The organism is Raoultibacter massiliensis, from assembly GCF_900199545.1.
GTDB lineage: Bacteria > Actinomycetota > Coriobacteriia > Coriobacteriales > Eggerthellaceae > Raoultibacter > Raoultibacter massiliensis.
This window is the reverse complement of the sequence record NZ_LT962670.1, coordinates 145,157-158,774: the sequence shown is the minus strand read 5'-3', so window position 1 is coordinate 158,774 and position 13,618 is coordinate 145,157. Positions and strand designations below refer to the sequence as shown.

At 58.7% G+C, this 13,618-nt stretch carries 10 protein-coding genes and 1 tRNA gene; all 11 read right to left on the bottom strand.

The features are described from left to right. Nucleotides 1-23: 23 nt before the first annotated feature. Nucleotides 24-857, bottom strand: coding sequence for a sulfite exporter TauE/SafE family protein (locus tag C1719_RS00720; protein ID WP_102373351.1), 834 nt, complete (start codon nucleotides 855-857; stop codon nucleotides 24-26). Between the two features lie 157 nt (nucleotides 858-1,014). After that, complete coding sequence (locus C1719_RS00715) at nucleotides 1,015-2,337, bottom strand: glycosyltransferase family 2 protein (RefSeq protein WP_102373350.1); 1,323 nt, start codon at nucleotides 2,335-2,337, stop codon at nucleotides 1,015-1,017. A 93-nt stretch (nucleotides 2,338-2,430) separates the two neighbouring features. Next, complete coding sequence (locus C1719_RS00710) at nucleotides 2,431-3,003, bottom strand: QueT transporter family protein (protein ID WP_245874224.1); 573 nt, start codon at nucleotides 3,001-3,003, stop codon at nucleotides 2,431-2,433. A 612-nt stretch (nucleotides 3,004-3,615) separates the two neighbouring features. Continuing rightward, a complete protein-coding gene (locus tag C1719_RS00705; RefSeq protein ID WP_102373349.1) occupies nucleotides 3,616-5,187 on the bottom strand; it encodes an FAD-dependent oxidoreductase in 1,572 nt (523 codons plus the stop codon). An 85-nt stretch (nucleotides 5,188-5,272) separates the two neighbouring features. Continuing rightward, entirely contained in the window at nucleotides 5,273-5,743 is a 471-nt protein-coding gene (locus C1719_RS00700) for a hypothetical protein (protein WP_146007811.1), read from the bottom strand. 180 nt (nucleotides 5,744-5,923) lie between these two features. After that, complete coding sequence (locus tag C1719_RS00695) at nucleotides 5,924-7,444, bottom strand: response regulator transcription factor (protein WP_180963398.1); 1,521 nt, start codon at nucleotides 7,442-7,444, stop codon at nucleotides 5,924-5,926. Between the two features lie 195 nt (nucleotides 7,445-7,639). Then, on the bottom strand, nucleotides 7,640-8,995 hold the full coding sequence (locus tag C1719_RS00690) for an ABC transporter substrate-binding protein (RefSeq protein ID WP_180963397.1): 1,356 nt from the start codon (nucleotides 8,993-8,995) through the stop codon (nucleotides 7,640-7,642). Between the two features lie 22 nt (nucleotides 8,996-9,017). Further along, on the bottom strand, nucleotides 9,018-11,153 hold the full coding sequence (locus C1719_RS00685) for a hybrid sensor histidine kinase/response regulator (RefSeq protein ID WP_102373345.1): 2,136 nt from the start codon (nucleotides 11,151-11,153) through the stop codon (nucleotides 9,018-9,020). Continuing rightward, a complete protein-coding gene (locus tag C1719_RS00680) occupies nucleotides 11,150-12,679 on the bottom strand; it encodes an HD-GYP domain-containing protein (protein WP_102373344.1) in 1,530 nt (509 codons plus the stop codon). Before C1719_RS00680 ends, C1719_RS00685 begins: the two co-directional genes overlap by 4 nt. Continuing rightward, complete coding sequence (locus C1719_RS00675; RefSeq protein ID WP_245874223.1) at nucleotides 12,676-13,071, bottom strand: Hpt domain-containing protein; 396 nt, start codon at nucleotides 13,069-13,071, stop codon at nucleotides 12,676-12,678. The genes C1719_RS00680 and C1719_RS00675 overlap by 4 nt, the downstream gene beginning before the upstream one ends. Before the next feature lie 404 nt (nucleotides 13,072-13,475). Further along, nucleotides 13,476-13,551: transfer RNA gene (locus C1719_RS00670), tRNA-Phe, on the bottom strand. Nucleotides 13,552-13,618 lie beyond the last annotated feature (67 nt).

Genomic DNA, 13,618 nt, shown 5'->3' with positions numbered 1-13,618 from the left:
TTGTCGGCCGCGCCCTGAGTCGACTACGCAATGATGCCCGTCTCGTTCAAAACGAGCATGATCGCCGCAACGATGAGGAAGCCGCCGAAGATGAATCTCAGTATACGCTCTGGCACCTTGCGGACAAGGCGCGCTCCGATAACCGCGCCGGGAATGGAGCCGATTGCCACCATGATGCCTGCCGTATAATTGATATTGCCGAGTATTCCCTGCTCGATGACACCGGGAATCGCAAGGATCATTACCGCGATGAGCGAGGTGCCCGAGGCCTTTTTCATAGAGATGCCGATGAGCGAAAGCATGAGGGGAACCATGATAAATCCGCCGCCTACGCCGACGTATCCCGAGGCCAGCCCTGCACCCAGGCCGATCCCGGCTCCGATCAGAAGCTGTTTGCGAGTCAGCTTGCCGTCGACGGCACCCGCCGCCTCCACTTGAACGGCCTCGGCCTCATCCGAAACCACTGGAGCCTTGGCAGGCTTCATCTTAAGCGCTTTGCGCAGCATGCTGATGGCCGAATAGCCGATGATGATCGCAGCAGCTGCCATGATCAGCCAAGGGGGAGAAACCGTCGCGAGCCATACGCCCAAAGGCGATGTGCACGCGCCGCCGATGCCCGCCGCAACGCCGAGCGAGACGATGCACGTCTTCGCGCGAATATGCGAAACCGCCCCCGAGATAGACGTAGGAATGATGGTGAACAGCGAAGTTGCGGTGGACATGATGGCGCTCATGTCGAAGGCTAGACGAAATATCGGCACCATGACGGTGCCGCCGCCGATGCCGAGCATGCCCGACAATATTCCGATGCCGATGCCAACGAGCACTGGCGCAATGTACGCTACGAAAATGTCCATCGAGTAATCGCTTCTTTCAACAGCTGCATGGTGATCTTATCTCAAAAGGGCTGCGCCGCTACAGCCCCTGCGGTTCAGAGCATGCGGCGCATCTTCGATTGTGCCACTGGCGCATTTGCGCTTCGCCCACCGTCACGGGATCGTTGCCCTTTCGGTGCTAGTCGGCGATGTTGAGGCGGATCTCCGTCGTGGATCCGGGATCGATGCCAGCCGCCGCAACGTTTGCCGGCGGAACGCTCGCCTGGCGAGAGGGCTGCTGCCCCGCTTGCGCGGCGCCGCTCGCCTGGCGGTTGGCCGCCGATTGCAGCAAGGCCGTTCGCAGTATCTTGTCGTTCTCGACACGTGCCATGAGTTCGGGCCACACGAATTGGAACTCGAAGTACTTCGAACAGTTGCGCTGCGCGTACGTCATGGCCTCACCCGTGGCCGCTTTCGCCGCCTTGCGGTACGCCTTCTTGTCGGGGCGCGCCAAGCTGCGCAAAAACGCCGTCGTGCGGATGCGGTTGCGAATGCCAGGCTCCAAGAAAGGTCCGGGATACGGCTCGAGCGAAGATGGCTTCACCTGCATGAGATCGATCTGAGTGCGACTGTATTCCATCTTGCGATACTCGTAGAGCCAACGGAAGATGTCCTGCCTGAACCGCGTTCCCTCGCTCGGGGTCTCGGGAGGCAAATGCAGAAGGCTCCACTGGTTGTCAAACCAGATGTCGGAACCGTACATACGCAGGCCGAGCAGGTAGTCGAGGTCTTCCCCGCGCGGAATCCACGGATCGAAGCTCACGCGCTTGAACGCTTCTTTATGAAGTGTCAGGCACCCCCCGCACACATGGTTCGAACGGGACAAACGAGGCCCCTGCATGGCTTTCGAGATCCATTTGTTGAACGCCTTGCCCTGCTGCCAGAAGTGGTTGTACCACTTATCCATGCTCTTCGAGAGGTAGTTGCCCTCCGAATTGAAGTAAAAGCCCGTCTTGGCAAGGATCGGAATGCCCTTCTTCGTAAGCTTCCCGATGCCGTACATCGCCTTTTGAAGAAAGCCGGCATCCTCGATGATTTCGTCATCGTCAACGAAAACCACCGCATCGAAGCCGAGCGTGTTGGCAACGACCAAACCGAGATTGCGAACCGCACCATAACCGGAAAGCCCGATTTCCTTGTTCAGGCGACCAAGGCCGAGCTGCTCCATGCGCTGCTGGATCAGCGCATGCTCGGGGGCGCCGATGACGACGATGTTGAGGCTCGGGAACTGAGAGGCTATCGCCTGTACCTTTTCGGCTGCCTGATTTTCAATCGAAGGCTCGCTGACAACAAGGATCACAATCTGCCCGAGACCCTGCACCTTCTGCAACGAATCCAAGCAACGGCCCAGTTCGCCTTGCTGGGTAAGCGGAGTCGTGTGGTCGTATGTGGCAAGGATGTTGCCGCCTTCTTTTCTGCGGCGCGCCGATATATAGGTCGGGATGACGATAACCGGATTCATTCGCTTCCTTTTAACGTTGGATATACGCAGATATTGTATCCGTTTTGCAAATCGCAACGCCGCTATTCATCGAAACAGCAGTCCGCCTCAACCTCAAGACGCGCGACGATCGTCCGCCACGGCAAACCGCTTGAGCGCTTTCAGAAGCGGCAACCCCAGCACATACACCACCAGCGCCTGTCCGATGCCCGTGGCAAACACGCCGAACACATACATGGGAAGGTAAGCGCCGTCGAGGCTGATATCGGTGAAGGGAATCGTATACCAACCGATGCCTTGAAGCAGAATCGGCAAATAAGCGGGCACGATAAGCGCGTTGGCGATCACCGGCCCCAAGAGCGCGATTTTGGGGCGGTTGCGAAACTTCCAGCACCACAGCGCGCCAAGGCACGTTGCCAAGCTTCCGAACACTACATCGAGCAGCCCGAGCGCACCCGTGCCGTTTATCGCGAGCGAGATAAGGTTGGCAACCACGCAGCCGATGGTCAGACCGGGAACGGCCGCCGGAGTCAGCACGGCGAGCACGGTAACCGCTTCGGAAATGCGGAACTGGACCGGCCCCCAGGCAAGCCCCTGCAACAGGAACATGGTGATGAGAGTTGCCGCCGCGTAGACGGCGGCGATCATGCCCGCCTGAGCGACGTAGGACGTCTTCTTGTTTCTCACGGTATTCTCCTTTTTCCTCACGGCGCATGCCGAGGGTTATGGGCAACTGATAAACCGCGAGAGCAGGGCCCATCGATGCCAACGCGGGTGCTCGACGCTGCAGCGCCCAAGCACGGTTGGATAGTATAGCAGGTAAACTCCGCTGCACCTCGGAAGCCTCCATTTGCACGAAAATTGCCAGATTCATACACCCATGCCGTCGCATCAACACAGCCTTCCGACGTCTTTTTCGATAATGCCTGTTCAAGGCCCTGCGCGTTTGCACGCTTTCGCAGAATCCACCCCTGAGAGTCCAAAGATGTATGAATCTGGCAATTTTCGTGCAAATCAGCCTTGTTCCGTCGCCGGAATTGCGACACAGCCAGCCGACCCATGGAAAGGAGCTGCGACAGGATCCATGCGACACCGAATGCCGACGATTCGACCAGCACGGAAACGATCTACGGCGCGTAGCAAGAAAGACCATGGCCGCCCCGCAACAGCGGCCCGCGCGGACGCAGCATCGCCTTGTGACGCCTCGCGCGTTCCCGGGTAAACGCACGCGCTCCCGAACATCCGGTTCGGGAGCGCGCTTGTTCGGGCAGCAGATCGTTGCCTTTCCGGTTCGCCTTCCTACTTACCGCTCAGGTATTCGTGAGCCGTGTTCGCAGCGGTGCGTGCGCTGTTGATGCCGTGGCAGCTCATCGAGCCGTTGATGTCGAGGCCGTACACGTGGTTGTACAGCATGCCGCCGTCGGCGCCGACCGCAAATAGGTTTTCGAATGCCTGATCGCGTCCCGGCTTCTTCACGCGGAACTGACGATCGGTCTTGACTCCGCCGGAGTACAGCCCCTCAAGCGCACCGCGGATGAGACCGCAGTAGAACGGAGGCGTCGAAATCTCCATCAGGTACTGGGGATCCTTACCGTAGTCGGCATCGAGGCCCTTCGCCGCATGATCGTTGTAAGTCTTCACGTTCTCGAGGAAAAGGTCCTTGTCGACGCCCATGATGTCCACGAGTTCTTCGATGGTGTCGGCCTTGTACGCATCGTCGCCCTTCTCGATCATCTCGTCCCACAGCTGAGCCGCCTCTTCGTCGCCGTCGAGCATCGTTTCGAGAATCTTCGAGTCCATGATGGTCCAGCACGTGCCGCCGTTCAAGCGCACGGGAACGTTCTGAAGTTCCATGTTGTGCGTATAAGCCGAGCACGCCTCGTCGGAGAAGCGCTCGCCATGGATGTCCACCCACAAACTCGGCCCGCCCCAGCACAGCTTGTCCCAAATCGGCCCCCAGGGTCCAGCCGAGCCGATGATGTTCGTGCAGCCGAACGCAGGAGCCCCATGCTCGATGCCGCCCGCGTTGATCGCCATGGTAACGCCGTCTCCATAGTGCCCCGGCGTACCGATGATGCGGATGTCCGTGAGATCGACGCCCTGCTTGCCCATCCGTTCGGCATCTTCACCGAAACCGCCGGTCGCAATGATGATCGCCTTCGCGTTGATCTTGATCGTATCGCCGTAGGAATCGGTTGCGTATGCACCGACCACGTTGCCCGAATCATCGAGGACGAGATCGCGACCGCGCGTTCCCAGGCGCAAGTTCACGCCGTACTCCTGCAGCTTCGCCTTCATGGCCGGGAAATAGCCCACACCTGCGGCGCCGCCTTTGTATACGAAATCGAAGCTGTATTCTGCGCGATAGCGCCCCGCCTTGTACATTTCGAGATATGCCGGATCGAGATCTTCGATAGCCTCGTACTCCACCCCGTTGTCAATGAGCCACTGCACGTTATCGGCGGCATGGCCCACCATATCGTGAACCAGCAGCGGGTTGATGGTGTACGCCTGAGATTTAACCTCGAAAGCAACCATTTCGCCAAGCGTCACATCCGCCGAATTGGGATGCAGACCGTAGGCGTTCGTGCACTCCACGCCCGTTCCGTTGCCGCCCAGCGCGGGCTGGCCTTCGATCAAGAGAACGTTATCGCCGTTCTCGCCCGCCTGCACGGCAGCGCATACGCCCGAAAGGCCTCCGCCGATAACCAGGATATCGCACGAGATCTCTTCGGTTACCTGGTTCGCCCAATCCCCTTCTTCAGGCTTCTTGTCGGCGGCAAACGCCACGCCTCCAACCGTGCTCATCGCCAAAGCCGCACCAGCAGCACCTGCACCCAGCAAGAAATTCCTTCTTGAAAGTTTAGCCATTGTATTCCCTCTTTCAATTTCACGCCGCGAATCGAATCGCAGCACCAACGGTTTTCTTAGCACCAACGGTTTTTTTCGCGGGCGACTACTTGAAATCGCCGTCTTTATAGGTGATGGTCTTCGAATCGACGACCGCTTCAAGGCTGTCGACCGTATAGGTGTTCTCGTACGTGAATTCGTGCGTCGCGCCGATTTCCGCACCCTGAACCGTCGTGATGCTTACTTGCATGGTGAGGCTTTCGATGTTGTAGCCGGTCAGCTTGCTCAGATCTTCGACGTACTCGGCGTACTTCGGATCGTCGCTGGAAATGGTGAGCGGGCTATCCGCATCCGTAACGTCCCAATCGACGAGCGCCAGTTCGTTGGCAGCCGTCTTCACAAGCGTTTTCGTGGTCATGGTCGTTTCGTCGGTTGCGGCCGCACCGCCTCCGCCCGATGAACCCGATCCGTTCGAGCCGCATGCCGCAAGCAGACCGAGCGACAGAACCGCGACAACCGCCAACGCGACAAGCATCGCCATGCGCCTGGGTGCACTACTCCGAGCTTCTTCTTTCATGATTGTTCCCTTCTCCTTGATTCCTTCCCTGTAGGCCGCACCTCGGATGCGAGGACGACGGCCTGCCCCCATTGAATGAAATTCCATCATGGGTTTCTTCATCACTTGCGGGCGTTTTTCCATAAATCACCCGTTTGTGATGAGAAGGGAGGTGAAACGGGGCGAGAAACGGACGCAGCGCTACTGATGCATGACGAGATCGATGAGCTCTTGGCGGTTGTGCACGTCGAGCTTGGTGTAGATGTGGCGCACATGGCTCTTGACGGTATTGTCGGACACGCAAAGCTGCTCGGAAATATAGGGGCCGCTTCGCCCTGCGACGAGAAAGGAGAGCACTTCCGCTTCGCGCTTCGTGAGAAAGTGCCGGTCCGCAAGCGCCGCGATCGCGCTTTCCGAAGCAGAAGGCATCGCCGGCACAGCCCGCTCTTGCGGCGCACCGCGTTCTTCCGCGGCGTCTGCGGCAAGGGCGAATTCAACCTCGAGCGCGCTCAGATCGTCGTTCACAGGATCTTTCTTTTCGGTAAAGCCGAGCATGAGCACGAGCAGCAACCCGCCGAACACGATGCAGGCCACCAAAGCCGTATTGCCCTCGCCGTACCAAGCTCCCAGCAACGTGCCCAAAAAGATCCCCAGCTGATCAACCGTATCGACAACGCAGATCGTTTTGAGGATCGACATGTTCGCCTTGCCGCTCAATATGATGATAATCGCCCAAATGACCAAATCGAAGCACGCATATCCTGCAAGGAACAACCCCTCGGGCAACAGGGAGTCGGAAGAATCGAGCATGGCGAGAGATGGCGTGGCGAAAAGCCCCAGAACCATGAGCAGGAGAGCGATTCGCAGAATGGAATAGGGACGCTGGGAATAGCGAATGTACCCCACGAGCACCGCTAAGCTGACTACGGCGCGAATTGCAAGGGAAAGGTAATCGAAGGCCCCTTCGCCTGCACCGCCGACGAACACGGTTCTGTAGTTAACGAAGCCGAACGAGCTGCACACGACCAGCAGGATGGCGAGAAAGTACGGGTTGTACCGCGCGAACCTTCTGCCGCGGTTCGAGATGGCGGCTTTTTCGCGCTTTCGGCCCTCGATGACAAGCGCGTCCACAAGCGCCCTGTTTCGCTTGCGCACCGAAAACACGGCATAGCAGCAGGAAGAGCAGAGCGGCAACAGGAAGGCGAACACCGCCGAGGGGAGCGGCTGAAGGAACATGACGAGAAGAATCGCCAGTATGTTGAACGGCAAAGCGGTGGCAATGTGCACAAGAGCGTTCGTGGTCCCTTGGCACGTGATGAGGCACCCGACGGCGAGGATGCCCATTCCCTGATACACGCCGATCAGCAAAGATCCTGCAATCAACAAGGGCAGGGATGCCGTTAGCGCGCCTGAATACACGAGAAGAGATCCGCCCGCTCCGCACACAAGAGAGCTGACCGCAAAGACATCGGCGCGAGTAACGGCCACCCGAAGCTGCGGCTGCACGGCCAGCACGCCCAACGCCACCACGCTTACCGCCAAAGAAAGCGTAAGGGGAAGCGTATCGACGGGCACCCCTGCGGCATAAAAAAGCGCAGGGCTGAAAGGAACGACGTCGAACCACGACCAGTAGAAGGACGACACCAAGAGAGCTACGGGGGATATGTTACCCGTGAATTTGTTAAGCAGCTTCTCCATGAGGGAAACTATAGCACACTGCATGACTCCAAACATCCAAGGCGTATTGGACAAGAAACAGACCTCGGGAAAGGCCCGCTCGAAGCCTCTTGCACCAGATCCGCATCCGCATCGCTGGAAACATGGGGAGCCACGAGCTTTTGCGCAAACGTTCGGCGCCTCGTCGCGTTTCTCCTTTCGCGATTGCCTCTCCCGATTGGCCCTATAAGACGAGTCCGATTACGCACCTCCCGCGGCGGCGTACCCTTCGTCGATAGCGGCGTTGCACGTCTCGTCAATGTTCGCCGCAGCTTCTTCAGGGGTGATCGAGCCGCGCAGCATATCCTGAATGCTGAGGTAGAACTGGCTGCGCACGCCGTCCCAGTTCGGCGTGTTGTTCAAGAAGTCGTACACGTTCTCGGAGTTGGCGCTGAACTCCTTGTCGAGCTCGGCGGACTCGCCGGTGCTCTCGTTGCGCTCGATAAACGACGCGCTCACCGGCGTGCCGGACAACGCGTACTGCAAGTAGGCATCGTCACTGTAGATGAAGCGCACGAAATCTTTGGCCACCTGGACGCGATCGGCGTCGTCGTTGTCAAACACGGTGAACCCTGTTAGGAACGTCGTAGCGCAACCCTTGCCATCAGGCGTGGGGAAATTCGCGGCGAACGGCTCGAAATCGGCAGCGCGCTCGGCGAGCATGGTGGTCTTATTGCCGGGGCAGATGGCAATCTGGCCGTTGTCGAAAAGATCGACAGCCGAAGCGTATTCCAGGTTCTCGCACCCCTTCGGCACCATGCCTTCTTCGTTGAGTTCGTTGAGCCAGGTAAGCGCCGCAATGCCTTCCGGCGTGTTCACCTGGAAGCGACCCTGATCGTCAAACAGGTTTAACCCATGCGAGCGCAGCAGCGACATGATGTGGGTGTCACCTTGGTTGTTTGATGCCCATAAAGCCAGGGGGAACGTCTCCCCATCGTCCATCGATTCCTTGAGGCCGGCGACGATCTCTTTGAACTCGTCGGTAGACCATTGCGCAACCGTCCCATCAGCAGGGATAAACCGTTCAAGCTCCGCATCGCGCAGAAGCTCGGGGTTCACCATCAGCGTGTTCTGCAACTGGTACAACGGAAGCACATAGGTTTTCCCGCCGTCGGAGCACTGGTCCCAGATGGATTGGTCGATGTCGGACCGCAGCCCATCGTCGATGATGTCGTCGAGCGCAGCCGCACGACCCGAGTGCACGTAGGTGGGCACGTTGAACTGCCCTCCCAACACCACGTCGACCGCTTTGTCGGTGCCGAACGATCCCAACACCGCCTCGCCTTCCTCCGGATACGGGAAGCGCGTGTAGTTGATGGTCACCTCGGCATCTTCGTAGGAAGCGCAGAACGCTTCTCCTGCTTCTTTCAGCAGGTCGATCGCTTCGGAATCGGAGTGACCGGCGTCGAAGGCAAGCGCTAACGGCGGGCATTTCACGTTGAGGGTGATCTGCTTCTTCTGTGCGGTTGGCGCCTCGGGCTGCGCGCTGCTGCAGCCGACGATCCCGCAGCACAATGCCGCGCATAGTGCCAGGCCTAACGCTTTCGTTCCTCTCATGCCAACTTCCCTTCTTCGCAATCTAGTTCGAGCCGAGCGCTTTGAGCTTTTCCAGCAGCAACGACACATCGAGCGGCTTCGTCACCACGTCGTTCATGCCGTGATCCAACGCGCGCGCAACGTCCTCTCGGAATGCGTTCGCGGTGAGCGCGATGATGGGAACGCTCTTCGCGTCCCCCCGAGAAAGCGCGCGTATGGCCGCGGCCGCCTCGTAGCCGTTCATCTCGGGCATCTGCAAGTCCATGAGCACGACGTCAAAGGCGCCTTCCTCGCTTGCCTTGAAGGCATCGAGGGCGGCGCGACCGTCGTTCGCTTCGACCACTTCGCATCCCTCGTCGGTGAGGATGTCCACGATAATCATGCGGTTCACGGCGTTGTCCTCAGCCACGAGCACATGGCGGCCCTCAAGCGTATCGGCAGGGACGGCTTCCTCGGACGCGGAAACGGGCGGCTCCTCATCGGAGACCGGCAACGGCAACGACACGGTGAACGTCGTGCCCACGCCCTCCGTGCTCTCGACGTCGATGGTGCCGCCCATGGCCTCGGCGAGTATCTTGGACAGAGCCGTGCCCAATCCGGTGCCGTTCTGCGAAGCCGCACGCTGCTCTTGTTCGAACGGCTCCCAAATGCGCGAAAGGAAGTCGGCGCTCATGCCGCACCCGGTGTCGCTCACGCGGAATTCCGTGATGGGCGCACCGCTGCCGCCCGCACGCTGCGAAACCGAGAGGGTGACGTCGCCGCCCTCGGACGTGAATTTGACCGAATTGCCCAGCAGGTTCACGATGATCTGCTTGATGCGCATCTCGTCCCCCACCACGTCGGGAGCGAAGACCCCCGCGGCGTCGATGACGAAATTGAGCGATCGGGTTTTCATCTGCGGCATCATCATGGACTCGATATCGCACATGAGCGAGGGAAGCTCGAAGGGCTTCGCGTACAGGCCCATCTGGCCGCTCTCGATTTTCGACATGTCCAACACGTCGGTGATGATGCTCTTGAGGAACGTCGCCGACGCATCGGCCTGGTCGAGGTATTCGACAAGCCGCTCGCGGTCGTCGATGTTCTGTCGCATGAGGTACTGCAGCCCCACCAAACCGTTGAGCGGCGTTCTGATTTCGTGGCTCATGTTGGCGAGGAACGTGGATTTCGCCTGCTCGGAAGCGCGTGCCACGCGCGCATCGCGCACCGAGCGCACGATGACCACCGCCACCGCCGCAACGAGCCCGCCCATGACGGCGAAGAACACGAGTGAGCGGGACAACAGCTCGTTGACCTGATCGGACGCAACCGACGAATTCACCTTGACGGCAAGGTACCAGTCGCTGTCGCGGATGGGCATGATGGACGCGTAGTAGCGCCCGTCATCGGCTTCGTACTCGATGACCGCATCTTTGCCGCCTTCGATGGAGGCGCGCATGCCGTCGTACGAGCCCGACACGAACGTGGCCCCTTCCAGCTGGTCGAAGAAGTTCTCGCCATCGTCGCTTCGATAGTATTCGCTCGCCGTCACCACGTCGCCCGAAGATTGGACGACGATGGCGACGCCCCTCCCGTCGAAGCTCTCGAACCGCAGGCCCTCTTCCATGTCCTGCACCGGGGACAGGCCGACAATGCCCTCGATGAGCTCGCCTTCGCACATCATGGGCTTCTCCAGCTTCACCGTGTACATGACGAATTCGCCCCACAGCTCGGGTTCGTTCAAATCGTAGCGCATCACCGAACGCGTTTCGGTCGAACGGTACACGTCCGCCCAGCTCTTTTTATCGAGCTCTGTGGTAAGCAAAGCGCTGTCATGGACGGCTCCGTCCGCAGCAACCAGGTAGAGCTTGGTGAACGAAGACGTCTGCGACTCGACGCTGAGCTGGTACGACAACTCACCCAGATCGTCTTCGCGCGTAGTGAGCAGGCGGTCGACGAGCGATTCGAGCGAACTCCACTGATGGTCGATCTGGTTGTAAATACTTTGCGCGTCGTGATCGGCAATCTGGCTCATGAACGACGTGGTGGTGGCGTTCACCGCCTGCGTCACGCTTTGACGGTACAGCCAATAGCCGCCGATCATCAGCAAGATTGCGAGCGCGCCGACGACTGCGTACGAGGCCACTTTGGGGAACCGAGCAAAACGCCTCGCAGGTCGAGGGCTTTCCTGATCGCTCATTGCAGGTCGCCCGCCGGGAGGATGCGACCAAGCACCCCGAGCTTTCGGCATTCTTCTTCGTCCTCGCTCCACATGACGGTGCTTCTGATCTCGCATGATCGACGTACCCCATCGGGGAACACGTAATCGACGTTCATGCTGAGCACCGAATCGCAGGGCTTCATCGCTTCAAGATACTCTCTGATGAGCATCACGCAGGGATCTTCCGACATCTCGGCAAGGGACTTCTGCTCGCCGCCCGCCATGATCTGAGGATAGCCGTACCGCGAGGCGTCGCGACCTGAAAGCAACACCGTATCGCTTTCATAGTCGTAATCGAACAGGACGCCTTCGGTCATCTCGGAGAACAGCACGAGCTTGGTGCGCTCGCGCTTGAGCAGCGATACCGTTTTGTCCGAAAGCCCCGGGCTCTTCCGCTCGATCAACTCCGAGGACAATTGGTCGACGTCGAACAGTTTGGCCGCGCTGTCGCTGCGTATCTCAATCATTTCGTTCAGATTGTCGGCTTCGTCGACGAAGCACTGCATGAGGTCGGGATTGAATGCACCGCATTCGCCACCCTTGATCATGGAGATAGCCTTCTCATGCGAGTATGCCGCTTTGTATACGCGCTCGCTCACGAGCGCATCGTATACATCCGCAAGTGCCACCGCTTGGGCGGCCACGGGTATTTGGTCGCCAACGAGACCATCGGGATACCCTTCCCCGTCCCATCGCTCGTGGTGCCAACGGCAAATCTCCCGCGCGTACTCCACCAATTCTTCCTCTTTGCCGAAATGAAGCCCCTTGAGCATTGCGTCGCCCACAGCAGAGTGCGTTTTGATGACTTCGAATTCTTCGGGAGTCAAGCGACCCGGTTTGTTGAGTATCTCTTCGGGAATGATGATTTTGCCGATATCGTGCAACGCCGCCGCATTTGAAATATTGGCGATCTTCGAAGGGGTCAGGTCGTACTCAGGGAACCTGCGCTGCATCGCCTCGAGCAGAAGTTCGGTTATGATACGAATGCGCGTGACGTGCAATCCGCTTTCGCCATTGCGAAATTCAACAATAGTACTGAGTATATCCACCATGAGCGTATTGGTCTTTTCGCGCTCGGCTACCTGATCAGCCACGAGGTCACGCAGGATACCCTGTTTCGCAAACAGGGTGATTGTGTTGCGCACGCGTTGCAACACCACCTCGGGGTCGAACGGGCGGTTCACGTAATCGACCGCACCCAGCTCGAAACCCTTGCGGATGTACGTTGACGACGTCTCGGCCGAGATGATGATAACGGGAACGTTGGCGCTCCACTGGTTGCGATGCAGCAAGGCGAGTACTTCGAAACCGTCCATGTTCGGCATGACCACATCGAGCAGCATGAGCGCGATCTGGCCTTCTTTGCGATGAAGGATGTTCAGGGCCTCAAGACCGTCGCGCGCCTCGATGACCTCGTACTCGTCGGACAGGATATCCGACAGAACCATGCGGTTCACCGCGGTGTCGTCCACAACGAGAATGGTCTGCTTTTTCGAAGCGCTCATAGAGCCGACCCATTTAGATCGGGAATCGTTGCCGCCTTTGCCGCGTCGCAGCTCATGAACCGCTCGATGTCGGCGATGCGCGTGCGCAGGCTATCGTACAGCTCACGCGCCTCGCGCTCGTCGGGCGCGCCGCCGCGCAGGCATTCCACCAGGTCGATTGCCGCATGCGCCAGCGGCTCCAACATGAGGTTCAGCGCCATGCCCTTAATGGTGTGCGCCGCGCGAAAGGCGGCTTCCCAATCCTGCCGCGACATGGCCTCGTCGAGCGTTTGAAATGCAGGGTCGCACATCGTTTGCTCAAGATACAAAGCGATGCGATCCTCTTTCCGCAGAAGGGCGAGCACATCGGAAAAATCGATGCCGAGTGCTTCGTAGACCGACTGGACGTCCATGCCCTCACCCTTTCAAAAAGCCACTTTCTCACGGCAGCTGATTTACAGCAATCGCTCCAGTATACTCCCGATCCGCAGATAAACCTCTGGAATATGGGATTCCACAGGTCAGACCATTCATTTTTCCTGTTCAAGGCCGTGATTTCCAGCCAAAGCGCGCCCGAATGCACCACACTGTAAGTTTAGGCGGCGCAAACAACTGCAATCCGAAGAAGCCCAAGCCAAAAGCTCGAGTTTTTTTCTAGTTCGAAACGATACGAGCGGGCAGAATCATGACCTCACGAAACCGAGCATGGCTCAAACGGCACCGAAGATGAAAACTACGAATACGTGATTGAAAAGGGAGTGTTTGCGCTCAACCAGAATTCCAGTCCTGAGCAGCGCAAACACTCCCTACGTTATCATGGTGGTCGGAGGGGGACTTGAACCCTCGGCACGCGGATTTTCAGTCCGCTGCTCTACCAACTGAGCTACCCGACCATATACGTATCTCAAACGTTCAGTTCGAGACGCGGGGCATTATTTTACCTGTGCGATGCGATGCGGT

Excerpts from the sequence above, each read along its gene's own strand:
- C1719_RS00680 (WP_102373344.1), bottom strand. The coding sequence starts at position 12,679 with ATGAGCGCTTCGAAAAAGCAGACCATTCTCGTTGTGGACGACACCGCG.
- C1719_RS00690 (WP_180963397.1), bottom strand. The coding sequence starts at position 8,995 with ATGAGAGGAACGAAAGCGTTAGGCCTGGCACTATGCGCGGCATTGTGC.
- C1719_RS00685 (WP_102373345.1), bottom strand. The coding sequence starts at position 11,153 with ATGAGCGATCAGGAAAGCCCTCGACCTGCGAGGCGTTTTGCTCGGTTC.
- C1719_RS00675 (WP_245874223.1), bottom strand. The coding sequence starts at position 13,071 with ATGGACGTCCAGTCGGTCTACGAAGCACTCGGCATCGATTTTTCCGAT.
- C1719_RS00720 (WP_102373351.1), bottom strand. The coding sequence starts at position 857 with ATGGACATTTTCGTAGCGTACATTGCGCCAGTGCTCGTTGGCATCGGC.
- C1719_RS00695 (WP_180963398.1), bottom strand. The coding sequence starts at position 7,444 with ATGCAGTGTGCTATAGTTTCCCTCATGGAGAAGCTGCTTAACAAATTC.
- C1719_RS00705 (WP_102373349.1), bottom strand. The coding sequence starts at position 5,187 with ATGGCTAAACTTTCAAGAAGGAATTTCTTGCTGGGTGCAGGTGCTGCT.
- C1719_RS00700 (WP_146007811.1), bottom strand. The coding sequence starts at position 5,743 with ATGAAAGAAGAAGCTCGGAGTAGTGCACCCAGGCGCATGGCGATGCTT.
- C1719_RS00715 (WP_102373350.1), bottom strand. The coding sequence starts at position 2,337 with ATGAATCCGGTTATCGTCATCCCGACCTATATATCGGCGCGCCGCAGA.